This window comes from Citrobacter sp. Cpo103 (assembly GCF_030332605.1).
GTDB lineage: Bacteria > Pseudomonadota > Gammaproteobacteria > Enterobacterales > Enterobacteriaceae > Citrobacter > Citrobacter portucalensis.
In genome coordinates this window covers 697270-722999 of record NZ_JAOWHO010000035.1, presented here as the reverse complement: position 1 = coordinate 722999, position 25730 = coordinate 697270, and the positions used below count along the sequence as shown (strand labels likewise).

Annotated in this window: 22 protein-coding genes; 15 read left to right on the top strand and 7 right to left on the bottom strand. The window is 52.9% G+C overall.

Annotated features, from left to right (window positions below):
* Window positions 1-59: 59 nt before the first annotated feature.
* From dps to ybiO, 5 genes are all read left to right on the top strand, one after another.
* A complete protein-coding gene (gene dps / locus OGX89_RS19965; RefSeq protein WP_003035253.1) occupies window positions 60-563 on the top strand; it encodes a DNA starvation/stationary phase protection protein Dps in 504 nt (167 codons plus the stop codon).
* Window positions 564-928: 365 nt separating this feature from the next.
* Window positions 929-1675 carry a glutamine ABC transporter substrate-binding protein GlnH gene (gene glnH / locus OGX89_RS19960; RefSeq protein ID WP_003035251.1) on the top strand — a complete coding sequence of 249 codons (747 nt, stop codon included), beginning with the start codon at window positions 929-931 and terminating at the stop codon, window positions 1673-1675.
* Window positions 1676-1812: 137 nt separating this feature from the next.
* Window positions 1813-2472 (top strand): glutamine ABC transporter permease GlnP, encoded by a 660-nt coding sequence (glnP, locus tag OGX89_RS19955; RefSeq protein WP_003035248.1) that lies wholly within the window; start codon window positions 1813-1815, stop codon window positions 2470-2472.
* Window positions 2469-3191, top strand: a complete 723-nt coding sequence (glnQ, locus tag OGX89_RS19950) for a glutamine ABC transporter ATP-binding protein GlnQ (RefSeq protein ID WP_003035246.1) — start codon at window positions 2469-2471, stop codon at window positions 3189-3191. Before glnP ends, glnQ begins: the two co-directional genes overlap by 4 nt.
* A 118-nt stretch (window positions 3192-3309) precedes the next feature.
* The gene (gene ybiO / locus OGX89_RS19945; protein WP_126956719.1) at window positions 3310-5547 is read left to right on the top strand and encodes a mechanosensitive channel protein; all 2238 of its coding nucleotides are present in this window, start codon (window positions 3310-3312) and stop codon (window positions 5545-5547) included.
* Here the strand turns inward: ybiO and rlmF are convergent.
* Entirely contained in the window at window positions 5544-6470 is a 927-nt protein-coding gene (rlmF, locus tag OGX89_RS19940; protein ID WP_126956717.1) for a 23S rRNA (adenine(1618)-N(6))-methyltransferase RlmF, read from the bottom strand. The genes ybiO and rlmF overlap by 4 nt on opposite strands.
* A 210-nt stretch (window positions 6471-6680) precedes the next feature.
* Here rlmF and mcbA point away from each other — a divergent pair, with 210 nt between their 5' ends.
* From mcbA to ybiJ, 5 genes are all read left to right on the top strand, one after another.
* Complete coding sequence (gene mcbA / locus OGX89_RS19935; protein ID WP_003831565.1) at window positions 6681-6941, top strand: DUF1471 family periplasmic protein McbA; 261 nt, start codon at window positions 6681-6683, stop codon at window positions 6939-6941.
* A 293-nt stretch (window positions 6942-7234) separates the two neighbouring features.
* Window positions 7235-9520, top strand: a complete 2286-nt coding sequence (locus tag OGX89_RS19930) for a catecholate siderophore receptor Fiu (protein WP_126956715.1) — start codon at window positions 7235-7237, stop codon at window positions 9518-9520.
* A 43-nt stretch (window positions 9521-9563) separates the two neighbouring features.
* Complete coding sequence (gene ybiX / locus OGX89_RS19925) at window positions 9564-10241, top strand: PKHD-type hydroxylase YbiX (protein ID WP_126956713.1); 678 nt, start codon at window positions 9564-9566, stop codon at window positions 10239-10241.
* Between the two features lie 75 nt (window positions 10242-10316).
* Complete coding sequence (locus OGX89_RS19920; RefSeq protein ID WP_126956711.1) at window positions 10317-10583, top strand: DksA/TraR family C4-type zinc finger protein; 267 nt, start codon at window positions 10317-10319, stop codon at window positions 10581-10583.
* A gap of 300 nt (window positions 10584-10883) precedes the next feature.
* Window positions 10884-11144 (top strand): DUF1471 family protein YbiJ, encoded by a 261-nt coding sequence (ybiJ, locus tag OGX89_RS19915; protein WP_003831561.1) that lies wholly within the window; start codon window positions 10884-10886, stop codon window positions 11142-11144.
* Window positions 11145-11241: 97 nt separating this feature from the next.
* Here ybiJ and OGX89_RS19910 read toward each other — a convergent pair whose 3' ends face one another.
* The 5 genes from OGX89_RS19910 to OGX89_RS19890 all read right to left on the bottom strand — a co-directional run bounded on the left by OGX89_RS19910 (window position 11242) and on the right by OGX89_RS19890 (window position 18622).
* Window positions 11242-12327, bottom strand: coding sequence for a malate/lactate/ureidoglycolate dehydrogenase (locus OGX89_RS19910; RefSeq protein WP_003831560.1), 1086 nt, complete (start codon window positions 12325-12327; stop codon window positions 11242-11244).
* Window positions 12328-12488: 161 nt separating this feature from the next.
* On the bottom strand, window positions 12489-13457 hold the full coding sequence (gene ybiB / locus OGX89_RS19905) for a DNA-binding protein YbiB (RefSeq protein WP_048226020.1): 969 nt from the start codon (window positions 13455-13457) through the stop codon (window positions 12489-12491).
* 29 nt (window positions 13458-13486) lie between these two features.
* Window positions 13487-15637, bottom strand: a complete 2151-nt coding sequence (dinG, locus tag OGX89_RS19900) for an ATP-dependent DNA helicase DinG (RefSeq protein WP_279891235.1) — start codon at window positions 15635-15637, stop codon at window positions 13487-13489.
* Window positions 15638-15814: 177 nt separating this feature from the next.
* Window positions 15815-17236, bottom strand: coding sequence for a DASS family sodium-coupled anion symporter (locus OGX89_RS19895; protein WP_003831557.1), 1422 nt, complete (start codon window positions 17234-17236; stop codon window positions 15815-15817).
* A gap of 33 nt (window positions 17237-17269) precedes the next feature.
* The gene (locus OGX89_RS19890; RefSeq protein WP_003831555.1) at window positions 17270-18622 is read right to left on the bottom strand and encodes a class-II fumarase/aspartase family protein; all 1353 of its coding nucleotides are present in this window, start codon (window positions 18620-18622) and stop codon (window positions 17270-17272) included.
* A 202-nt stretch (window positions 18623-18824) separates the two neighbouring features.
* On the opposite strand from OGX89_RS19890, the gene OGX89_RS19885 reads away from it, so the two are divergent.
* On the top strand, window positions 18825-19559 hold the full coding sequence (locus OGX89_RS19885; protein ID WP_003831553.1) for a GntR family transcriptional regulator: 735 nt from the start codon (window positions 18825-18827) through the stop codon (window positions 19557-19559).
* A 68-nt stretch (window positions 19560-19627) separates the two neighbouring features.
* Here the strand turns inward: OGX89_RS19885 and rhlE are convergent, their stop codons facing one another.
* Window positions 19628-20974, bottom strand: coding sequence for an ATP-dependent RNA helicase RhlE (rhlE, locus tag OGX89_RS19880; protein ID WP_126956707.1), 1347 nt, complete (start codon window positions 20972-20974; stop codon window positions 19628-19630).
* Between the two features lie 221 nt (window positions 20975-21195).
* Between rhlE and cecR the strand changes: the two genes are divergently transcribed.
* From cecR to OGX89_RS19860, 4 genes are read left to right on the top strand one after another with little or no spacing between them, the layout of a single operon-like run.
* Window positions 21196-21873 carry a transcriptional regulator CecR gene (cecR, locus tag OGX89_RS19875; protein WP_003831550.1) on the top strand — a complete coding sequence of 226 codons (678 nt, stop codon included), beginning with the start codon at window positions 21196-21198 and terminating at the stop codon, window positions 21871-21873.
* On the top strand, window positions 21870-22865 hold the full coding sequence (hlyD, locus tag OGX89_RS19870) for a secretion protein HlyD (protein WP_003831548.1): 996 nt from the start codon (window positions 21870-21872) through the stop codon (window positions 22863-22865). The genes cecR and hlyD overlap by 4 nt, the downstream gene beginning before the upstream one ends.
* Window positions 22858-24594, top strand: coding sequence for an ATP-binding cassette domain-containing protein (locus tag OGX89_RS19865; RefSeq protein WP_003831546.1), 1737 nt, complete (start codon window positions 22858-22860; stop codon window positions 24592-24594). Before hlyD ends, OGX89_RS19865 begins: the two co-directional genes overlap by 8 nt.
* Complete coding sequence (locus tag OGX89_RS19860) at window positions 24587-25720, top strand: ABC transporter permease (RefSeq protein ID WP_003831545.1); 1134 nt, start codon at window positions 24587-24589, stop codon at window positions 25718-25720. The genes OGX89_RS19865 and OGX89_RS19860 overlap by 8 nt, the downstream gene beginning before the upstream one ends.
* Window positions 25721-25730 lie beyond the last annotated feature (10 nt).

Below are 25730 nucleotides of genomic sequence, written 5' to 3'. Positions count from 1 at the left end.
AGCGCTATACTTAATTCCGTTGAAGAGTTGGGACATAAATATCAAGAGGATATGAAAATATGAGTACCGCGAAACTGGTAAAAACAAAAGCATCCGCCCTCCTTTATACCCGCAACGATGTGTCTGATAGCGAAAAGAAAGCGACCGTAGAACTGCTGAATCAGCAAGTAATCCAATTCATTGACCTGTCATTGATCACCAAACAGGCTCACTGGAACATGCGCGGTGCAAACTTCATTGCAGTACATGAAATGCTGGATGGCTTCCGTACAGCTTTGACCGATCACCTCGACACCATGGCTGAACGCGCCGTACAGTTGGGCGGTGTGGCACTGGGCACAACTCAGGTTATTAATAGCAAAACGCCTCTGAAAAGTTACCCGCTGGATATCCATAGCGTACAGGACCACTTAAAAGAGCTGGCCGAACGTTATGCCGTAGTTGCAAACAGCGTACGTAAAGCTATCAGCGAAGCAAAAGACGAAGATACCGCGGATATCTTTACCGCAGCTTCTCGCGACCTCGATAAATTCCTGTGGTTTATCGAAGCCAACATTGAGTAACAGCAGACATAAGAATTACCTATATAACCCTCGCTCCGGCGGGGGTTTTGCACATCTATGGTGCATAACATTGATCATTCGTCACTCCAAAGTAAATTATTTGTAATAATCACCTCACACAATCGTTAACGAAAGATTGTTTTATCAACAATTTTTACGCTAAATAGTCATACCGTTTGCACCGTGACTGGTTCGCACCAAATGAGTGCCCCAAAACAGTGCAGATTACTCACTTTGCCCTACTTATTGTGCAACAAAACGAGACACCCTCTTGTTAAAACAATGAGTTGCAAAATTGGCACGATTTTTTCATTAAGCCATATGTTCTCGCAGGGGATCGCCCCGTGGATATAAAAGGAAATCCTATGAAGTCTGTATTAAAAGTTTCACTGGCTGCACTTACCCTGGCTTTTGCGGTGTCCTCCCATGCCGCAGACAAGAAACTGGTTGTCGCAACCGACACCGCGTTTGTACCGTTTGAATTCAAACAGGGTGACAAATACGTTGGTTTTGATGTGGATCTGTGGGCTGCCGTGGCCAAAGAACTGAAACTGGATTATGAACTGAAACCAATGGATTTCAGCGGCATCATCCCGGCTCTGCAAACCAAAAATATCGACCTGGCACTGGCAGGTATCACCATCACCGATGAGCGTAAAAAAGCGATCGACTTCTCCGACGGCTACTACAAAAGCGGTCTGTTAGTGATGGTGAAAGCGAATAACAACGACGTCAAAAGCGTAAAAGATCTGGATGGTAAAGTCGTTGCGGTTAAGAGTGGCACCGGTTCCGTTGATTACGCGAAAGCGAATATCAAAACCAAAGACCTGCGTCAGTTCCCGAATATAGATAACGCATATATGGAACTGGGCACCAACCGCGCAGACGCTGTACTGCACGACACACCAAACATTCTTTACTTTATCAAAACAGCTGGCAATGGTCAGTTCAAAGCTGTAGGCGAATCGCTGGAAGCCCAGCAGTACGGTATCGCCTTCCCGAAAGGCAGCGACGACCTGCGTGAGAAAGTGAACGGCGCACTGAAAACGCTGAAAGAGAACGGTACTTACAACGAAATCTACAAAAAATGGTTCGGTACTGAACCTAAATAATAACCGGCAGCGTTGCCCGGTAGCGTGATGCTTACCGGGCCTACGCCTGGATTTTTGAGACCTGTAGGCCGGATAAGCACAGCACATCCGGCAAAACGGGCATTTGAATATTTACACCACGGTAACAGGAACGACATATGCAGTTTGACTGGAGTGCCATCTGGCCCGCCATCCCGCTTTTGATTGAAGGCGCCAAAATGACCCTGTGGATCTCGGTCCTCGGTCTGGCTGGCGGTCTGATAATCGGACTTGCAGCAGGGTTTGCGCGCACTTTCGGCGGTTGGATCGCCAACCACGTAGCGCTGGTGTTTATCGAAGTCATTCGCGGTACGCCAATCGTTGTGCAGGTAATGTTTATTTACTTCGCTCTGCCAATGGCATTTAACGATTTACGCATTGACCCCTTTAGTGCCGCCGTTGTCACCATCATGATCAACTCCGGGGCCTATATTGCGGAAATCACCCGCGGTGCGGTGCTCTCAATCCATAAAGGGTTCAGCGAAGCCGGTTTGGCGCTTGGACTTTCACGCACAGAGACTATCCGCCACGTTATTTTACCTCTCGCACTGCGTCGTATGCTGCCGCCGCTGGGCAACCAGTGGATCATCAGCATTAAAGATACCTCGCTGTTTATTGTCATTGGCGTCGCTGAACTGACCCGTCAGGGCCAGGAAATCATTGCCGGTAACTTCCGCGCACTGGAAATCTGGAGCGCCGTTGCGGTGTTCTATCTGATCATTACGCTGGTGCTGAGCTTCATTCTGCGTCGTCTGGAAAGAAGGATGAAAATCCTGTGATTGAATTTAAAAACGTTTCTAAGCACTTTGGTCCAACCCAGGTGCTGCACAATATTGACCTGAACATTCAGCAGGGTGAAGTCGTGGTGATTATCGGGCCGTCAGGATCCGGTAAATCTACCCTGCTGCGCTGCATTAACAAGCTGGAAGAGATAACCTCCGGCGATCTGATCGTCGACGGTCTGAAAGTAAACGATCCGAAGGTAGACGAGCGCTTAATCCGTCAGGAAGCCGGAATGGTATTTCAGCAGTTTTACCTGTTCCCACATCTGACGGCGCTGGAAAACGTCATGTTTGGACCGCAGCGCGTACGCGGGGCGAATAAAGAACAGGCCGAGAAACTGGCGAAAGAGCTGCTGGCAAAAGTGGGTCTGGCCGAACGTGCACATCACTACCCTTCTGAACTGTCCGGCGGTCAACAACAGCGTGTGGCTATCGCCCGTGCGCTGGCGGTAAAACCGAAAATGATGCTGTTTGATGAGCCAACCTCAGCACTCGACCCGGAACTGCGCCATGAAGTTCTGAAAGTTATGCAGGACCTGGCGGAAGAAGGGATGACCATGGTGATTGTGACCCACGAAATTGGCTTTGCCGAAAAAGTGGCTTCACGCCTGATTTTCATTGATAAGGGACGAATTGCCGAAGACGGTAATCCGCAGGCCCTGATTGAAAATCCACCCAGCCAACGCTTACAGGAATTCTTGCAGCACGTTTCCTGATAGCTCAACCTCCCTTCGCCCGAAGGGAGGTTTTTCACCAGAATCCTCTCATTTCAATTCCCTCCCGCCCTGACATCTATACTTATCCTTTTGAATTTATTTTCTCATGGGAGGAGTCATGCGCTGGATCCTGTTCATCTTTGTTTGTCTGTTGAGTCTTCCGGCACAAGCAGTGACGATACCTGGCGTCACCACGCCAACGTCAACCAACGCACAAACCGCCCCGGCAAAGGAGCCAGATGTTGAACAGAAGAAAGCGGCTTACGGCGCACTGGCTGATGTGCTGGAAAATGACACCTCTCGGAAGGAACTGATCGATCAATTACGCAAAGTGGCAACTGCGCCCCCTGCTGAGCCGGTGCCAACCATTGTCCCACCCACGTTAACGGAAGAAAAAACGGTACTGGAAAACGTCACGGATGTCACCCGGCACTACGGTGAGGCGCTCTCCAGCCGCTTTGCCCAGCTTTATCGCAATATTACCGATGCACCGCACAAGACCTTTAACTCGCAAACGTTCACCAATGCCCTGACTCATTTTTTAATGCTGGCGGCGTCAGTGTTCGGGTTTTACTGGCTGATCCGCCTGTGCGCGCTGCCTCTGTATCGCAAAATGGGGCAATGGGCACGGCGGAAAAACCGCGAACGCAGCAACTGGCTGCAGCTTCCGGCGATGATCGTTGGCGCATTCATTATTGATTTGCTTCTGCTGGCGCTGACATTGTTTGTCGGGCAGATACTGAGCGACAGAATGAATGCCGGCAGTCGCACCATCGCCTTTCAGCAAAGCCTGTTTCTCAATGCCTTTGCCCTGATTGAGTTCTTCAAAGCCATTTTGCGTCTGATATTTTGCCCAACGGTGGCTGAACTACGCCCGTTTAACATTCAGGATGCAGGTGCGCGCTACTGGAATCGGCGTTTGAGTTCATTAAGCAGTTTGATTGGTTACGGGCTTATAGTTGCCGTTCCCATTATCTCCAATCAGGTCAATGTGCAGGTCGGCGCGATGGCCAACGTCATCATCATGCTGTGTATCACGCTATGGGCGCTGTACCTGATTTTCAGAAACAAGAAAGAGATAACGCTGCATTTACAGAATCTGGCAGAAAGATCGTTAGCTTTTTTCAGCCTGTTTATCCGTGCCTTTGCGTTGGTATGGCACTGGCTGGCCAGCGCCTACTTCATTGTGCTGTTTTTCTTTTCGCTGTTTGATCCGGGCAACAGCCTGAAATTCATGATGGGCGCTACGCTGCGCAGCCTGGTAATCATTGGAATTGCCGCCTTTGTTTCCGGCATGTTTTCCCGCTGGATAGCCAAAACTATTACCCTTTCGCCACACACCCAGCGCAGCTATCCGGAATTACAAAAACGACTGAATGGCTGGCTGTCGACGGCGTTAAGCGTGGCCAGGATCCTGACGGTGTGCGTTGCGGTGATGCTGCTATTGAATGCCTGGGGATTGTTCGACTTCTGGAACTGGCTGCATTACGGCGCAGGAGAAAAAACGGTGGATATTCTGATCCGTATCGCGCTGATTTTATTCTTCTCCGCCATCGGCTGGACGATCCTTGCCAGCCTGATTGAAAATCGTCTGGCTTCCGATATTCACGGACGCCCGCTACCCAGCGCTCGTACCCGAACCCTGTTGACGCTGTTTCGCAACGCGCTGGCGGTGATCATCAGCACGATCACCATCATGATTGTGCTGTCGGAAATTGGCGTTAATATCGCCCCATTGCTGGCCGGGGCCGGGGCGCTGGGGTTGGCTATCTCTTTCGGCTCGCAAACGCTGGTAAAAGATATTATTACCGGGATTTTTATTCAGTTTGAAAATGGCATGAACACCGGCGACCTGGTGACCATCGGTCCACTCACCGGTACGGTTGAACGAATGTCCATTCGTTCTGTGGGCGTGCGTCAGGACACCGGGGCGTACCATATCATTCCCTGGTCATCGATTACGACCTTCGCCAACTTTGTGCGTGGAATTGGATCGGTCGTCGCCAATTACGACGTAGACCGCCATGAGGATGCGGATAAAGCGAATCAGGCGTTGAAAGATGCAGTTGCTGCGGTGATGGAAAAAGATGATATTCGCGGGCTGATTATCGGCGAGCCGTCGTTTGCCGGGATTGTAGGATTAACCAATACGGCATTCACGCTACGGGTCTCGTTTACCACCTTACCGCTGAAGCAGTGGACGGTACGTTTTGCGCTCGACAGCCAGGTGAAGAAATACTTCGATCTGGCCAACATACGCGCCCCGGTACAGACGTATCAAGTGTTACCTGCACCAGGGAATGGTCCTGCGTCGGCTGCAAGCGAACCGCTACCGCCAACCGAGCAAACGCTTTAGCGTTTACGCGCCATAAAACGACGACGCTGATCGTTATCCATAAAGGTCCAGGCAATAAAGCGGCTCTGCTTTTGCCCCTGGGCCATCTCTTTCTTAACCACTTTCACCGCGCCCGCATCCGTTAGCGCGTGATACAGTGGAGGCAAGTTCTCACCGCGCGAAACCAGCGCGGTAAACCACATCACCTGGCGACCAAAGGCCTGGCTTTCAGCAATCATTTTCTTGATGAACGCCACTTCACCGCCTTCACACCACAACTCCTGCTGCTGTCCGCCAAAGTTCAGCGCATCGTCTTTGTCCTGTCCCAGATTACGGCGTTTGCGCTCGCTTCCGGCACGGGCTGAGGCCGCAGAATCATGGAATGGCGGGTTACATAATGTGGCTTCATACTGCTCATTTTTGTGAATGATGCCGTTGAAGATTGCCGTTGCATCTTTCTGGCGACGCAGACGAATAGCACGGGTTAATCCCGGATTGGCGTTGACGATCGCCTGAGCGCTGTTAAACGCTTCGCTACTGGTTTCACTACCCGTGAATCGCCAGCCATATTCATGCACGCCGATCAGTGGATAAATACAGTTTGCCCCAACTCCCACGTCCAGCACGCTCGCATTTGCCGGAATGGTTCCGCTGGTTTCACTCAACAGATCGGCCAAATGGTGTATGTAGTCAGCACGACCAGGCACCGGCGGACACAAAAAACCATCTGGAATATCCCAGTTTTTCACCGCATAAAAATGCGCCAGTAGTGCTTTATTGAGCGCCTTTACTGCCTGCGGATTCGCGAAATCAACACTCTGCTCGCCGCCGGGCGTGAGGGTGAGAAATTGCGTCAGCTCGGGCGTAACCTGGCATAAAGTCGCAAGATCATAACGGCCATTGTGGCGGTTGCGTGGGTGTAATCCCGGTTTCAGGGCGGACATAGCATTCTCCTTTTAACAGCGGCGTAAGATACCCGCATAACGCCACGCGGTAAACACACACAACAAGGAAATTTGATTTTTTACACCTGTTTGACGCTTTGCGAATTGTTCAAAAAACAGACAGCTCATCACCAATTTTTTGCGGTAAATGTCATCCGCTGACGACCTAAACTTATCAGGCACACCTGTTGTTTTTCAGAGGATATCACCATGAAGAAATGCCTCACATTACTTGCTGCTACCGTACTTTCCGGCATGACATTTGCCTCCTTTGCTGCACAGCCATACACCAGCCCAGCTACCGGTCAGCTACAAGCTTCCGGCACAGTATCCGCTACCGGCGCCTCTAACCTGAGCGACCTCGAAGACAAGCTGGCAGAGAAAGCGAAAGAGCAAGGGGCAAAAGGCTTTGTCGTTGATTCTGCGGGCGGCAAAAATCAGATGTACGGTACCGCAACCATCTATAAGTAACCCCCCCTTCTCAGCCCAACTGCATTCACCCCGAATGCAGTTTTCTGCGTGCGGTTCACTTCATTGCAGCTCAATTTGTAATCAATATGTTGGCATTTTGAATCCAATGTAAATAAATGTATTTATTTTTGAATTAATGAATGCTAAAACGTCGCACTGATTAGTAATGCTTATCAAAATCATTATCAATTACATATTCATTTCCGCGAGGCCTGCAGGGTATAACATCCATAGAGATGTCCCTTCGCGCGAGTGAAACCGTCCACTCAAACAATAATAAGTCACTCATTAACATGGATAAAAATCGCAACTTGCCGTCCAGTAGCTTTCACTCACTGACTTTTTTTGCCGGTCTGTGCATTGGCCTGTCCCCTATAGCTCAGGCTGTCGCTGCGGACGACCAGGATAAAAAACAAGAAGACACTCTGGTCGTTGAAGCGGCCAAACCTTCGCTGTACGCCCCAACACAGTCTGCCGACCCTAAATTCTCCCGTCCGGTGGCGGATACAACCCGCACCATGACGGTGATTTCTGAGCAGGTGATTAAGGATCAAGGCGCAACAAATCTGACCGACGCGTTGAAAAACGTCCCGGGCGTTGGCGCATTTTTCGCGGGTGAGAATGGTAACTCCAGCACCGGAGACGCGGTTTACATGCGTGGTGCGGATACCTCGAACAGTATTTATATCGACGGTATCCGTGATATTGGCAGCGTCACGCGCGACACCTTCAATACCGAACAAGTGGAAGTAATCAAAGGTCCTTCCGGTACCGACTATGGACGTAGCGCACCGACTGGCTCTATCAATATGATCAGCAAACAGCCACGCACCGACTCAGGAATCGATGCATCGGCCAGCATCGGTAGCGCCTGGTTCCGCCGTGGTACGCTGGACATTAACCAGGTCATCGGCGAGACCACCGCCGCACGTTTAAACCTGATGGGCGAAAAAACGCATGATGCCGGTCGCGATAATGTTAAGAATGAACGTTACGGTGTGGCCCCCTCTCTCGCTTTTGGCTTAGGGACTGAGAACCGACTGTACCTGAACTATCTACATGTCACCCAGCACAACACGCCGGATGGCGGCATCCCTACCATTGGCCTGCCGGGATATTCCGCACCTTCTGCGGGGACTTCTGCACTGAATCATTCAGGCAAAGTGGATACGCATAATTTCTACGGTACCAACTCGGATTATGACGATTCGACAACCGATACCGCGACGATGCGTTTTGAACATGACCTGAACGACAGCACCACTATTCGCAACACCACCCGCTGGTCGCGCATTAAACAGGATTATCTGATGACGGCGGTGATGGGCGGCGCGTCTAACATCACCCAACCCACCAGCAGCGTCGACAGCTGGACCTGGTCACGCCTGGCAAATACCAAGGATGTCAGCAATAAGATCTTGACCAACCAGACCAACCTGACCTCAACGTTCTACACGGGATCCATCGGTCACGACATCAGCACCGGTGTGGAGCTGACGCGCGAAACACAAACCAACTATGGCGTGGCGCCGATCACCCCACCACCGGTGAATATCTATCACCCCGACAGCAATGTGAATATCGGCGGATTGTCTCGTAATGGCGCCAACGCTAACGGGCAAACAGACACCTTCGGTGTATACGCTTTTGATACGCTACAAATTACCCGTGAATTCGAGCTGAACGGTGGTATTCGCCTCGACAATTACCGCACAGAATATGACAGCGCCACCGCTTGCGGCGCTTCCGGTCGCGGCGCAGTCGCGTGCCCGACAGGCGTGGCTAAAGGTTCCCCGGTCACCACTGTGGATACTGCCAAATCAGGCAATCTGGTGAACTGGAAAGCTGGCGCGCTGTATCACCTGACCGATAACGGTAACGTGTACATCAACTATGCCGTTTCTCAGCAACCGCCGGGCGGCAGCAACTTTGCTCTTGCTCAGGGCGGCAGCGGTAACAGTGCGAATCGTACCGATTTCAAACCGCAGAAAGCGAAAACCAGCGAGATCGGCACCAAATGGGAGGTGCTGGATAAGCGCCTGCTGTTAACCGCTGCGATTTTCCGCACGGATATTGAGAATGAAGTTGAGCAGAACGACGACGGTACCTATTCCCAGTACGGAGAGAAACGCGTTGAAGGCTACGAGCTCTCGGTAGCAGGCAACATCACCCCCGCATGGCAGATTATTGGGGGTTACACCCAGCAACGCGCGACCATCCACAGCGGTAAAAACGTTGCTCAGGATGGCTCCTCTTCCCTGCCATATACACCTGAACATGCGTTCACGCTGTGGAACCAGTATCAGGCTACCAATGATATCTCCGTTGGCGCAGGCGCTCGCTACGTGGGTAGTATGCATCGCGGTTCCGACGGTGCAGTGGGTACGCCATCCTACACTGAAGGTTACTGGGTCGCTGACGCCAAACTGGGCTATCGCGTGAATCACAATCTCGATTTCCAGCTAAACGTCTATAACCTGTTCGACACCGATTATGTATCCTCCATAAACAAGAGTGGATACCGTTATCATCCGGGCGAGCCAAGAACTTTCCTGCTCACCGCCAATATGCATTTCTAATCCATCGCGTGGGGCGTAAGCCCCACTTTCAGGAGAAATACTGATGATGTACCACATTCCCGGCGTTCTGTCGGCGCAGGATGTAGCCTGGTTTCGTGAACAACTGGACGCTGCCGACTGGGTTGATGGCCGCACAACCACCGGCGCTCAGGGGGCGCAGGTAAAAAACAACCAGCAGGTGAATACGCAAAGTGAACGCTACGGCGTTTTACAACAGGCGGTACAGACTGCGGTAAATAACAGCGAGCTTTTCTTCGCCGCAGCACTACCGAAAACGCTCTCCACACCGCTGTTTAATCGCTACCAGGACAACGAGACCTACGGTTTTCACGTTGACGGTGCGGTGCGTAGCCATCCGCAAAACGGCTGGATGCGCACGGACCTTTCCGCAACTTTATTCCTGAGTAACCCGAATGATTATGAAGGAGGAGAACTGCTGGTCAATGATACTTACGGCCAGCATGCGGTGAAGCTTCCGGCAGGCGATCTGGTGCTTTACCCTTCCAGCAGCCTACATTGCGTCACGCCAGTGACCCATGGCGTTCGTGTAGCGTCTTTTATATGGATACAGTCGATGGTCCGTGACGACAAAAATCGCGCCATGCTTTTTGAACTGGATAAAAACATTCAATCCCTGAAAGCTCGCCATGGGGAGAGCAGCGAGATCCTGTCATTACTCAATCTCTACCATAACCTGCTGCGTGAATGGTCTGAAATCTGATACTGCTGGCGCGTGGTCGTTTTTCAGCCATCACCTTCGCTATACTTAGTCTGTAGACATCAGCAGGAGGTACACATGGCATCCGGATGGGCAAATGACGACGCGGTTAACGAACAGATCAACAATACTATTGAAGATGCTGTTGCCCGCGCTCGCGGTGAGTTACCGACGGGGAAAAGTCTGTATGAATGCGAAGAATGCGGCAATCCTATCCCTCAGGCCAGACGTGAGGCCGTGCCAGGGGTACGCTTGTGCATCGCCTGCCAACAGGATAAAGATTCACATAACTCAGCATTTTCAGGATATAATCGCAGAGGTTCGAAAGACAGCCAGCTACGTTGACTTATCTTTACCAAAAGTTTCAGCGCATACGATTTCCTTTACGAGCACGATTTTTTGCACCCTGTGTAGCAAAATGTGCCGTTGTCGCCTTCTCTGTAAAGCGCAATGACAAGAACTGTAAATCCCTTACTCGAATTTATTAATATTCAATAAGTTATTTGTCATTCAATTTATTTGATTGATGTGGTCAATTCTATTCGATTTTCTCTCACCAAAAAAAACGTGATACTTATCACATCGACGGAACAACGTCTTCTTAAAGAACACTGACTAACAGAACAACCCTGCGAGAGATTAATCATGAAAAATATCAAATTTGCTGTTGCTGCCATCGCCCTGTCTACCCTGTCATTTGGCGTTTTCGCTGCCGAGCCGGTTTCCTCTACTCAGGCGCAAAACATGAACAAAATTGGTGTGGTATCTGCTGACGGCGCTACTACGCTGGACGGCCTGGAAGCCAAACTGGCTGAGAAAGCGAATGCAGCTGGCGCAACTGGCTACAGCATCACTTCCGCTATCGGCAAAGACAAAATGAGCGGCACCGCGGTTATCTATAAATAACCGAAAGATTACCTGTACGACCCAATGCTCCAACCCTCATTGACCCTGTTTGTTACCCTTTGTTTGCCCGTCCGCCACTGGACGGGCTTTTTTTTGCCTATTTTTCCAGCCGTTGACAGAATTCCTGCAACACGGTGTCTGGCATCCCAATTTGCAGTGCCGCCTCACAAATCGCTTGCCAGCTTCCGGCATCCAGCGGAATACCGTGTTCCAGCCGTTCCTCGCGAGTATTCACCTCCCACTCCCCAGGCAACAGGATCGGGGCATCTTCAGCATGCGGGGACGCTTTCACCCACTCAGCAAATGCCGCGACCTGGTTGTCGCAGTCCGGCGCGCCGAACAGTTGTGGATTCATAATGATGGTGGTCATACAGTTAATGATGGCGTCCGCGCTGGTCTGCAGGCTCTCTTCATGTGTGGTTTTACCGCCAGAAAGCGCACCGCCCATAATTTCGCACATCGCCGCCAGCGCATACCCCTTGTGCTCGGCAAAGGTCAGCAACGACCCCAGCGGAGAAACCTGCATTACCGCAGGATCGGTAGTGGGCACACCCGCCACATCAATCAGGCATCCTGGAGCCACCGGCTCGCCCTTATGCCATGCCACACGGGTTTTGCCAAACGCGATGGCGCTGGTTGCATAGTCCAGCAACAGTGGGAAGGTATTTTTACGCGGGAATACGACGCAGAAGGGATTGGTGCCAAAACGGCTATCGCGGCCATGAAACGGTGCGACCATCGGGATCCCCACCACATTCACAAAATGCACCGAGACAAAACCTGCTGCCGCACATTGCTCCGCCCAGTAGCCAATACGGCCGATATGGTGCGAATTATGTAATGCCACAGCGGCGATTCCGTACTGACGCGCCTTTTCGATTCCAAGCGTGATTGCCTCGTGCGCCGCCACCTGACCAAACGCACAGTCGCCGTCAAGCGTAATCACCGCCCCCGCATCTTTTACCACTTTGGCATGACGGTTGATCTGCAGATGCCCCTGCGAGAATGAGCGAATATAGCTTGGGATCATACCGATGCCATGGGAGTCGTGACCGGCGAGGTTAGAGGCTATCAGATGGTCGGCCACCAGCCGCGCCTCCTGATCATTGCTTCCCATCTGATGAAAAACGGCCTGGATAAAGGCGTGCAGCGTTGGCACATGGAAGCGATGTCCACTGTTCATTGTTATCTCCTTTGTGTCGCGTGTTTGTTGTGTTTCTTATTTTTCAACAAACTATGCTGCGCCACGGTGCGCTGGAGGTCAATAAACGTGCAGAAATTTCACATTGCCGAAAAGAGAGAACCGACAGGCCAGGCAACAGGCCCGTCGGGATAACAAATGGTTTAGAAACTTTGCTCGACGCGGGCAAGTCCTTCAGCCAGTGAGGCGGACTCACCGGTTGCCACCAGGCAGCAGGCCATCTGGATTTTCAACGATGCCGGAACAGGCTCGCTGCCAGCCAGACAACGCTCAATCCAGCGCGCGGTGGTTTCCGGGTCTTTTGCTACCGGTAGCGGTACCGGCTCGTCAGGCATCTCGCTCTGTCGGTCTTGTAGCACTCGCACACCGGATGAATCGATCAGGCTTATCTGCGGGCAGCGCTGCGGGTTGGCATACACTTCGCCCTCGGTACCATGCATCAACAGGCCGCGCCCACCGATATCGCCGAAGAACTTCGCCACGCGCGAAACGTATTCCGGGTGGGACACGCTGGAAAGACGCAGCGCGGCATCTTCAGCAAACGGCGTGGCTAATTTAGCCAGCGTGTGCGCACTGTTACGCACACCCATGCGCCAGCGCATCGCCAGCTGTTTCTCCAGCGGAGGGCACAGCGCGCTCACCGGAATAAACACCGGCTCATGACCATCCAGCTTTGCCTGCGCCTGCCCGGCATGCAGCGTTGGCGTAATTCCCATCAGTTCGAAAATGGTTTCAGTCAGCACGCGGGTCGGATCCTCGCTGACGCCGTGCACCACCACCGGGAAGCCAAGTTTATGCAATAAAATCGCCAGCAGCGGAGTCAAATTCGCCTGCTTGCGCGCACCATTGTAGCTGGGAATGACAATCGGCATGGGTTTGGCTACCGGCGGAGTCAGGCGAATGGTGTGGTTTTGCATCGCTTCGTAAAAGCCCAGCATCTCCGCTTCACCTTCGCCCTTGATACGTAGCGCAATCAGTACCCCGCCCATCTCGAGGTCAGGTACGTCGCCGTTCATCATATGGGTATACAGTCCGCGAGCGGTATCCTTGTCCAGGTCACGCGCGTGATTTTTTCCTCGCCCAATCTCTTTAATGATTTTGCGGTAATCCATCGATAACTCCTTGCCTGTTGCTCGCATCGTTAACGCCGACGGCGGCGCGTGGGTTTCGCTTTTTCTTTTGGTTTTACTATAACGTCTGGCACAGCAGGTTGCTCTATCGGAAATATGGGTAACGCGTTCAGTAAACGCTTGCCATAGCTTTTGGTCAATAAACGCTTGTCATAAATAACCACTTCTCCCCAGCAGCCATGGCTACGGATGAGTCGCCCAACCTGCTGGATCAAATTGAACGACGCCGCAGGCAGGCTCTGCACCTCGAAGGGGTAGCGGTTCAGGCTTTTCAACCACTCGCCCTCGGTGATCACCACCGGACTGTCGATAGGCGGAAAAGCAATTTTGTGAATATGCACCTGAGTCAGCAGATCGCCTTTCAAGTCCAGACCTTCAGCAAAAGATTGCAGCCCAACCAGCACGCTGCGCTCGCCGTTGGTCACCCGTTTGCGGTGCAACTCCACCAGACGGTAGCGCGGCTGATCGCCCTGCACCAACAACAGCAGGCGCAAATCGGTAACGTGCTCAAGAAAACGCTGCATCGCCCGACCGCTGGCAAAGAGTACCAGCATGCCCTGATGCTTTTTACTCTCCAGCTGTTCACGAAAATAGGCGGCCATTTCCGCGATATGCTGCTCTTCGTTATCAATTAACGGTTCATAGCGCATTTGCGGAATGACGATTTTGCCCTGTTCAACGTGATTAAACGGTGAATCCAGCGCGACAAACCGGTCCCCTGCTTTTTCCTTCAGACCGCTCATCTCCTGCAAACGCGAGAAGCTGTTGAGCGAGCGCAGCGTTGCGGAAGTGACAATAATATGCGGGACGCTACGCCACAGCAGTCGTTCGAGCTGATCGCTCACACGAATCCCCACGCAGTGGAACCAGACGTGGATCTGCCCGTCACGCACCTCGCGCGTCGCCCATTTACTTACCGGTGCACCTGACGACTGCGCGAGCGATGCCAGCCGCCACAGTTTGCTTTGCGCCTCAAACATGCCAAGCGCCCGGTTCATCTGCAAAATAACCCGATGCAGACGCACGATATCGTGAGTGCCGGTTTTTTCGCTGAGATCGTTGAGGAAAAGTTCCGCCAGACCGCGCAGCATTTCCGTTAGCTTTGCCAGACGCTGACAAATATCCATCACTTCCGTAGGCAATTCGCCCATCGCGAAGCGGTGTTCCGCCTCCTGGGTAGCGGGCATATACAGATTAAGAATGTTATTGAGCGATGAAATCAGCTCATACAGCTCCTCACAGTGACCGTTCAGACGCTCGGCATTTGCCAGTGGCGGCGTGGTCTTCGGGCGAAACTGCTCCAGGCAGGTAGCCACTAATTTGCAAAATAGATCCAACTGCAGTCGATACCAGGGGGCGCTGATTTCTGCGCTCATCTCCAGCGCATCGCGCGCGACATCCGGCAAATGGTGGCCTTCATCAAGTACCAGCAGTAGATTTTTCGGCTCCGGCAAAACGGCTTCGCTTTCCATGGCCGCCATTACCAGCGCATGATTAGCCACGACCACTTCAGCTTCCTGAATCTCCCGGCGGGCGACAAAAAAAGGGCATTCACGATAGTAGTGACAGTTGCGATTCAGACAGCTGGCTTTATCGGTGCTCAGACGCAGCCAGAGTCCGTCGTCGATAGCGATATCGGTGTGATCGCGCAGCCCGTCCCACTTGTAGCTGTCGAGATCGACTTTTAGCCTGGCACAGCGCTTTTGTTCTTCCTGGTTGTTAGGCGTCAGGTCATCGTCGAGAAAAGCCAGCAGATCCTGCTGATTGGGTTCAGTGCTGGCCAGCGCCGCTAAGTTACGCGGGCAGACATAGCGTCCGCGACCAAACGCAGCGGTAAAACGCAGGTCGGGGATAATTTTGCGCAGCAGCGGTAAATCTTTGCTGTAGATCTGGTCCTGCAAAGCGACGTTGGCGGTACTGACCACCAGCGTTTTTTGTTCTTCACGCGCGATGGCAATACCGGGGATCAGATACGACAGGGTTTTCCCCACCCCGGTCGGTGCTTCAATCGCCAGATGTCGCCCTTCTTCCCCGGAGAGCGTTTTCGCGACGTCAGCAATCATCTGCCGCTGCGGCGCACGGGGGATAAAGTCGGGGATCTGTTCCTGAAGCGCCTTGTACCAGGCGGCGATTTGCGCTTTTAGCGCAGCCGTAAGTGCCATGAGAAAACCTGAAATACTGTATAAACAGCCACTATTGTGGCACATTTCAGGCGTTGGATGTACCTTTTTCCCCCATTCTGGAAAGCGCTTCGCAGCTCTGGCTTAAATTACCGGATGGCGGCTTACACCTTATCCGGCCTACAGTCAGGTACATTGCAGGCCGAATAAACGTGTCGGTTAATAGTATCCCAGCAGCTTCCACCACAGCATGCCCACTGCAAAAATGATAATCACATTTGCCGTTACCACACAGAGGTTAATTTTGTAAAAACGCGGTCGTTCAAAATAGCCTTGGGCAAAATAAATAGGACCAGGTCCGCCACCATACTCGGTATTCCCCCACATCAGATTACTAAAGATACCGAAGCAAATAGCAACCATCATCGGCGGTGCACCCGCAGCGATCGCCGTGGCCGCGAAAGGAGCATACAGCGCAGCTACGTGCCCGGTAGCCGTAGCAAAGAGATAGTGGACGTAAATGTAAAGGATCCCCAGCACAATAAAGGACTCAATCGCACCAAACCCTTGAATACCGCTGCCTAACTTTATTGTCATCCATTTAATAAAACCCAGATCGGCAAGTCCGGTCGCAAGGCTAATAATGACGCTAAACCAGATAACCGTATCCCAGGCTGCATGGTCATTAAGCAAACTTTTCCAGCTAACAGCACCCGAAGCAAACAGATAAGCAGCCAGCCCCAGCCCGACAGATGTGGCAGACAATCCAGTAATCAAACTGGTGCCCCAGCCAACCAGCGCCAGCACAAAACCAAACGCGACCTTTTTCTCGTTGCTGCTCATCGAACCGAGCTCACCGAGCGCCTGCTTACCCATCGCTTTTGCCTCTGGCGTACGCTTAAGCTCAGGATCCAATAATTTATAGACCAGTAGCGGCATCAGACAGAAACAAACCATCGCAGGGACTACTGCGGAAATAAACCATCCGCCCCAGGTTATCTCCATACCCAATGACGATTTCGCCAGGCTCGCTACCAGCGGATTCGCCGCCATCCCGGTGAGAAATATCGCCCCGGTAATCGGCGTAAACTGGAAGCACACCATGGTTAAGAAATCGCCAATACGTTTGCCCGTTACCCCTGGAGCGGAGCCCAACACATCATTGATGGAACGCGTGATGGGAAAAATTATGCCCCCGGACCGCGCAGTTACTGACGGCATTGCCGGGGCCATAATCAGATCGGAAACCCCCAGTGAGTAAGCAATACCCAGGCTGCTGCCGCCAAAGAGCGATAACATTTTATACGCAATACGTTTCCCCAGTCCTGACGTCACAAACCCCAGAGACAAGACGTAGGCGCAGAAAATGAGCCATACCGTACCGGACGCAAACCCTGACAGCGCCTTTGCCTCTGGTAACGTTTTGGTGAAAATAACCACGCAAAGTGCAATCAACATCACCGCCCCCGAAGGGAGCGGCTGAGTGAGAATGGCGGCAATGGTCGCGGCAAATATCGCGAACATATGCCAGGCCTGAGGCGTTAGACCATCAGGAACAGGATAAAACCAAATGATCGCGCCTATCGCCAGCGGTATCAGGAACGACAGAATGGATTTTCCCGTGACAGAATTCGTTGACATAAAAATATCCTTATTCCGTTAGCCCGAGAGCATTCATTTCCGCGACATGTATCTTGCTAATACCTGATCCACCATCGCCGGTGCCATTCCAAGGTAATTTGCTGGGTCGGTCAGTTTTTCAATCAACTGTGGGTCCAGTCGTTCAGAGACAGATGGCATCGCATTCAGCACATCAGCCAATCGTCCACCTTGTTCGTTGACGATACGACAGGCGTCATACACCACGTCATGTGCATCCTGACGACCAATATACGGAGCCAACCCCATCATGACCGCTTCAGCCACAATCAATCCGTTAGTCATGCCGAGGTTACGTTTCATCGCCTCTTCATCGACCACCAGCCCCGCCAGCATAAAGTTGGCCTGATGCAATGCCCCCGCGCTGAGAACGAAACTTTCTGGGATAGCAATCCATTCGGCATGCCACGGCCCGGTTGCGCGCTCCAGATCTTGCACCATCGCATCAAGCATCAACCCTGCCTGTTGGCGAACGCCTTTGGCACAGGCCAGCATCAGCTCACTGGAAATAGGGTTGCGTTTCTGCGGCATGGTACTGCTGGCGCCACGCCCTTTAACAAACGGCTCATACAGTTCGCCAAACTCGTTTGCTGCCAGCAGCATTACGTCGTAGGCAATCTTGCCCAGCGACCCGGTAATCACCGCTAACAGGTTCACCGCTTCGGCAAAACCATCACGCGCGACGTGCCAGGTGGATGTTGGGACATTTAGCCCAAGCTCTTCCATCATCGCTTTTTGTACCGCGAGGCCTTTATCCCCCAGTGATGCCAGCGTACCGGCTGCCCCCGCAAATTCGCCGACCAATACACGAGGACGCGCCTGGGTAAGACGTTCCGCGTGGCGTTCAAACATATCCAGCCAGATGGCCGTTTTGTAACCAAAGGTCACGGGCAAAGCCTGTTGTAAATGGGTTCGCCCGGCCATCGGCGTATCACGGTAGCGGCGTGAAAGATCGGCCAGCGTGGCGCGGAGTTTGTCCATATCGGACTCAATGAGCGCAAAAGCATCACGAATTTGCAGAACCACTGCGGTGTCCATAATGTCCTGAGTGGTGGCCCCCCAGTGCACATAACCACCGGACTCGCCAGCCTGTTTAGAAATCTGGTGCACCAGCGGTAGGATCGGATAACCCACAATTTCGGTTTCATGGCGCAATAAATCAAAATCGAGCGTGTCAGCATTACATTTTTCTGCGATTTCCTGCGCCGCAGCCTCGGGTATCACACCGCAGCGTGCCTGGGCTTTGGCTAATGCCACTTCCACTTCCACGTATTTGCGCACCAGCTCACGATCGTCAAACACCGCGCGCATCGCCGGTGTGCCGAAAGAATCCCTGAACAGAACAGAATCAAGTACATTCGAAGCCATAAATCCCCCTGGAAAATCTGATAATGATAAGATGCGTGTTTACGGCAGTTTGTTGGATATTCAAATGCCGCCACAATGTCCAGACATAAACAAATGTCCGTACATTTTAATGTACGGACATTTATAGTATTCATAAGAAATGTAGGGAATAGTCCGTACAAATTTTCGTGATAAAGATCACTAATATTTTGATGAAACTGCGATGAAAGAATCTCTGTACAAGCGAATAGCACGTGAACTGGCGCAGCAAATTGCGGTGGGAACTTTTGCCCCCGGTTCGCTGTTTCCTACGGAAATGGAACTGTGCGAAACATGGCAGGTCAGCCGCCACACCATGCGTGAGGCGTTAAGGGAATTAACAGAGCAAGGTCTGATATCACGGCGTAAAGGCGCGGGAACCCGCGTTTGCGAACCTAAGGCTAACGGCGTCAATCACCCGCTATCGCATCTTGAGGATCTGTTGCTGCTGGCCAAAAACAATCTGCGCGTCATCAAGAAAATCGATGAGATTGTGGCGGACATAGAGTTGTCCCAGATGATTGGCTGCCCGCCCGGTTCCCGTTGGCTGCACATTGCCAGCACTCGCGAAGATGCGCAAAACCCCGACGCGCCAATCTGCTGGACGGACAGTTATGCCAGCACGGATTACGCCAAGCTGCGTACGTACATCCGTGACGACCCACACTCGTTAATCAGCGATTTGATCGAAACCCATTACGGTATTAAAAGCCATGAGGTGCATCAGACCATTACGGCTGTCGGCGTGCCCAAAAAGGTGGCAAAGATTCTCAATGTAGCACCTGATTCGCCAGCGATGAGAATCGTGCGTCGTTATCTGGACAGGGACGGGAAAGTATTTGAGACGACGATTTCGATTCACCCGGCAGGACGATATACCTGCTCAATCGTGCTGAAATCGCAAAGTTCGGGGGAGTGATTGACCTATCCGGTCTACACAGTGTGTAGGCCGGATAGCGTGTTTATACTGCCATACAGCAAGGTGAATTACTGTGCTGCAGACGGTTTGCGCGGACGGCGCGGTGGACGAGGCTTATCGCCTGCCGGGTTGCCTTCTCCGCTACGCGGTTTCGCTTTTGGCGCACCGCCATCCTGACGACGCGGCTGCTGGCCACGCCCTGCTCCGCCCTGCCCACGACCACCGCCGCCGCCACGCTGCTGGCGACCGTTCTGGATCGGCTCAGCTTTAATGGACGGATCTGGCTCGTAGCCTGGCGTTGCAATACGCGGGATCTCTTTTTTCAGCAACTTCTCGATATCACGCAACAGCTTGTGTTCATCGACGCACACCAGAGACAACGCTTCGCCGGTAGCGGCCGCACGACCGGTACGACCAATGCGGTGCACGTAGTCTTCCGGGACGTTTGGCAGCTCGTAGTTCACTACGTGCGGTAACTCTTCAATGTCCAGACCACGCGCGGCAATATCGGTCGCTACCAGCACGCGAATATCACCGGATTTAAAATCAGCCAGCGCACGCGTACGCGCACCCTGAGATTTATTACCGTGGATAGCCGCACTGCGGATGCCGTCTTTATTCAGCTGCTCTGCCAGATGGTTCGCGCCATGTTTGGTACGGGTAAACACCAGCACCTGCTGCCAGTTGCCCTGACCAATCATCTGCGACAGCAGTTCACGTTTACGTTTTTTATCAACGAAATGAACGTGCTGAGTAACCTGCTCTGACGCGGTATTACGACGCGCCACTTCAATTTCCAGCGGGTTGTGCAACAGTTTTTCGGCCAGCGATTTAATGTCATCAGAGAACGTTGCCGAGAACAGCAGGTTCTGACGTTTTGCCGGCAGTTTTGCCAGAACGCGACGAATATCGTGAATAAAGCCCATATCCAGCATGCGGTCAGCTTCATCCAGTACCAGGATCTCAACCTGATCCAGTTTCACCGCATTCTGGTGTTCCAGATCGAGCAAACGACCCGGAGTGGCGATCAGCACATCTACGCCGCCACGCAGCTTCATCATCTGCGGGTTAATACTGACGCCACCGAAGACCACCAGCGAGCGAATATTCAGATACTTACTGTAATCACGGACGTTTTCGCCAATCTGGGCCGCCAGTTCGCGGGTTGGCGTGAGGATCAGCGCACGAACCGGACGACGGCTTTTACCATGCGGCTGATTGGTGATCAGGTGCTGCAACAGCGGCAAGGTAAATCCTGCCGTTTTCCCCGTACCGGTCTGGGCGCTGGCCATCAGATCGCGGCCTTCCAGCACGGCAGGAATAGCCTGCTGCTGAATAGGGGTAGGTTCACGGTAACCCTGCTCGGCAACGGCACGTAAAATTTCAGGGTTTAAACCAAGGGAATCAAAAGACATAACAACTCCGAACCGCCCTGACCGTTACCGGTGTCGTTTTCAGGGAGATACATACAATAGAGATGACAAAAACCACAATGTCATGAAGGGGCGGAGTGTAGCAGTTTTTGTGATGTGCCGCATAAATTATCCCTTAACTGGAAAATAACGCTCCGGACTGGACAAGGCTACACATCAGTCATAATCTTAATCAATCGATTGATTAAGATCAGAGTCGTGCCATGAATACACCCACCATGACAACCAAAGGTGAACAGGCGAAGAACCAGCTCATTGCCGCCGCATTGGCGCAATTCGGCGAGTATGGTCTGCACGCCACGACGCGCGATATAGCTGCACAGGCCGGGCAAAACATTGCGGCTATCACCTACTATTTTGGCTCAAAAGAGGATTTATATCTCGCCTGCGCCCAGTGGATTGCGGATTTTATCGGTGCACAGTTTCGCCCGCACGCTGAAGAGGCCGAGCGTTTATTCGCCCAACCAGAGCCGGACCGTGGCGCGATGCGCGAACTGATCCTGCGCGCCTGCAAAAATATGATCATGCTGTTAACTCAGGACGACACCGTTAACCTGAGCAAATTTATCTCGCGTGAACAGCTTTCCCCCACCGCGGCTTATCAACTGGTGCACGACCAGGTTATCAATCCGCTGCATACACATCTGACGCGCCTGATTGCCGCCTATACGGGCGGCGATGCCAATGATACCCAAATGATTCTGCACACCCACGCCATTCTCGGCGAGGTGCTGGCTTTTCGTCTGGGGAAAGAAACCATTCTGTTGCGTACGGGCTGGTCACAATTTGATGAGGATAAAACCGCGCTGATTGACCAAACGATCACCTGTCACATCGATCTTATTCTGCAAGGTTTAACGCAAAGGAGTCTGGAGTCATGAAAAAACCTGTCGTTCTCGGGCTGGTTATCGCGGCCCTCGTTGCCGTGATTGCCGGTGGAACGTGGTGGTATCAAAGTCGGCAAGATAATGGTTTAACACTGTACGGCAATGTCGATATCCGTAGCGTCAACCTGAGTTTTCGCGTCGGCGGCAGGCTGGCCTCGCTGGCGGTTGACGAAGGCGATGCCATTACCGCCGGTCAGGTGCTGGGTGAACTGGACCGCGCACCGTATGAAAACGCATTGATGCAGGCAAAAGCCAACGTTGCCGCCGCACAGGCACAATACGATCTGATGCTGGCAGGGTATCGCGAAGAAGAGATCGCGCAAACCGCGGCAGCAGTCAAACAGGCGCAGGCCGCCTATGATTACGCGCAGAACTTTTACAATCGGCAGGTCGGATTGTGGAAAAGCCGCACCATTTCTGCCAACGATCTGGAAAACGCCCGTTCATCTCGCGATCAGGCGTTAGCTTCGCTTAAATCCGCACAGGATAAACTCACGCAATATCGCAGCGGTAATCGTGTGCAGGACATCGAGCAGGCGAAAGCCACGCTCGAACAAGCTCAGGCCGAGCTGGCACAGGCAGAGCTTAATTTGCATGACACCACGCTGACCTCGCCGTCTGACGGCACGCTTCTCACCCGTGCGGTTGAACCCGGCAGCATGCTGAACGAAGGGGGCACAGTACTGACGCTGTCGCTCACGCGTCCGGTTTGGGTTCGTGCTTACGTTGACGAACGAAATCTGAGCCAGGCGCAGCCAGGACGTGAGATCCTGCTCTATACCGATGGCCGACCGGACAAACCGTATCACGGCAAAATCGGCTTCGTTTCTCCTACCGCCGAATTTACCCCGAAAACGGTCGAGACTCCTGACCTGCGTACCGACCTGGTTTATCGCCTGCGAATTGTCGTCACCGACGCGGACGATTCGCTGCGCCAGGGAATGCCGGTAACGATTAAGTTTGGCGATGAGGCACGGCATGAATGACGCCGTCATTACGCTTAAAGGGCTGACGAAAAACTTTGCCGGAATGGAAAAGCCGGCCGTCGCCCCGCTCGACTGTACCGTTCATGCGGGCTACGTGACCGGACTTGTCGGGCCTGACGGCGCGGGCAAAACCACGCTGATGCGAATGCTGGCGGGATTATTAAAACCTGATGCCGGAAGTGCTGCGGTGATTGGTTTTGACCCCATCAAAGACGACAGCGCGCTGCATGCGGTGCTGGGCTATATGCCGCAGAAATTTGGTCTGTACGAAGATTTAACCGTCATGGAGAACCTCAATCTCTATGCCGACTTACGCAGCGTCACCGGTGAAGCGCGAGAAAAAACCTTTGCCCGACTACTGGAGTTTACCTCGTTAGGGCCGTTTACCGGGCGACTGGCGGGCAAGCTTTCTGGCGGCATGAAGCAGAAGCTCGGGCTTGCCTGTACGCTGGTTGGCGAACCCAAAGTGTTGCTGCTGGATGAGCCAGGCGTGGGTGTCGACCCTATTTCCCGTCGCGAACTGTGGCAAATGGTCCACGAACTGGCCGGGGACGGCATGCTGATCCTCTGGAGTACGTCGTATCTGGATGAAGCAGAGCAATGCCGTGATGTGCTGCTGATGAACGAAGGTGAACTGTTATACCAGGGCGATCCTACTCAGCTTACGCAAACCATGGCGGGTCGTAGCTTCCTGATGAGCAGTCCACAGGAAAACAACCGCCGACTGCTGCAACGCGCGTTAAAGCTGCCGCTGGTCAGCGACGGAATGATTCAGGGCAAATCCGTCCGTTTAATCCTGAAAAAAGAGGCTACTGCTCAGCAGATCCAAAACGCTGACGGCATGCCGGAGATAACCATCAACGAAACAGCCCCCCGCTTCGAAGATGCCTTTATCGATTTACTCGGCGGAGCCGGAACATCGGAGTCCCCGCTGGGCGCTATCCTGCATACCGTGGAAGGCACGCCTGGTGAAACGGTGATCGAAGCCAAAGCGTTGACCAAGAAATTTGGCGATTTTGCCGCTACCGACCACGTAGACTTTGCCGTGCAGCGCGGCGAGATTTTTGGTCTGTTAGGCCCTAATGGCGCTGGCAAATCCACCACCTTTAAAATGATGTGCGGCCTGCTGGTCCCCACTTCCGGCAAAGCGCTGGTGCTGGATATGGACCTGAAAGTCAGCTCCGGCAAAGCGCGTCAGCATCTGGGCTATATGGCGCAGAAATTCTCCCTGTACGGTAACCTGACGGTTGAACAGAATCTCCGCTTTTTCTCCGGCGTCTACGGCCTGCGCGGTCGGGCGCAGAAAGAGAAAATCGATCGTATGAGCGAGGCATTTGGCCTGAAAAGTATCGCCTCCCACGCCACCGACGAACTGCCGCTGGGCTTTAAGCAGCGTCTGGCGCTGGCCTGCTCGCTGATGCATGAACCCGACATTCTGTTCCTTGATGAACCCACTTCCGGGGTCGATCCCCTTACCCGCCGCGAGTTCTGGTTGCATATCAACAGCATGGTGGAAAAAGGCGTCACGGTGATGGTGACCACCCACTTTATGGATGAGGCGGAATACTGCGATCGCATCGGGTTGGTATATCGCGGCAAGCTGATTGCCAGCGGTACACCGGACGACCTGAAGGCTCAGGCTGCCGACAGCGACACGCCGGACCCGACCATGGAACAGGCGTTCATCACGCTAATCAATGACTGGGATAAGGAGCATACGCATGAGTAACTCCGCTCTCTCCTGGCGTCGCGTCCGCGCGCTGTGCGTGAAAGAGACGCGCCAGATCGTCCGCGATCCCAGCAGTTGGCTGATTGCGGTGGTGATCCCGCTGCTGCTGCTGTTTATCTTCGGCTACGGGATCAACCTCGACTCCAGCAAGCTGCGGGTAGGGATTTTGCTCGAACAGCAGAGCGAAGAGGCGCTGGATTTTACCCATACCATGACCGGTTCGCCGTATATTGACGCTACCATCAGCGATAACCGTCAGGAACTGATTGAGAAAATGCAGGCCGGGCGCATTCGCGGGCTGGTGGTGATCCCGGTGGATTTTGCCCAGCAGATGGCACGACCCAATGACGTGGCACCGATCCAGGTGATCACCGACGGCAGCGAACCCAATACCGCCAACTTTGTGCAGGGTTATGTCGAAGGCATCTGGCAAATCTGGCAGCAACAGCGGGCAGAAGATCGTGGGGAATCGTTCAAACCATTGATCGACGTGCAGACCCGTTACTGGTTTAACCCGGCGGCCATCAGCCAGCACTTTATTATTCCCGGGGCGGTCACCATCATCATGACGGTCATTGGCGCCATCCTCACCTCATTAGTGGTGGCGCGCGAATGGGAGCGCGGCACCATGGAAGCGCTGCTGTCGACAGAAGTCACCCGCGTCGAACTCCTACTGTGCAAACTTATCCCGTATTACTTTCTGGGCATGCTGGCGATGCTGCTGTGTATGCTGGTGTCGGTGTTTATTCTTGGCGTGCCCTACCGTGGCTCGTTGCTGATCCTGTTTTTCATTACCAGCCTGTTTCTGCTCAGTACGCTAGGCATGGGGTTGCTTATTTCCACCATCACCCGCAACCAGTTTAACGCCGCGCAGGTCGCGCTGAACGCCGCCTTCCTGCCCTCTATTATGCTGTCGGGTTTTATCTTCCAGATAGACAGCATGCCCGCGATTATCCGGGCGGTAACCTACATTATTCCGGCGCGTTATTTCGTCAGCACCCTGCAAAGCCTGTTCCTGGCGGGAAATATTCCGGTGGTGCTGATTATCAACGTGCTGTTTTTAATCGCTTCGGCGGTGATGTTTATTGGCCTGACGTGGCTTAAAACCAAACGTCGGCTGGATTAAATATGTGTAT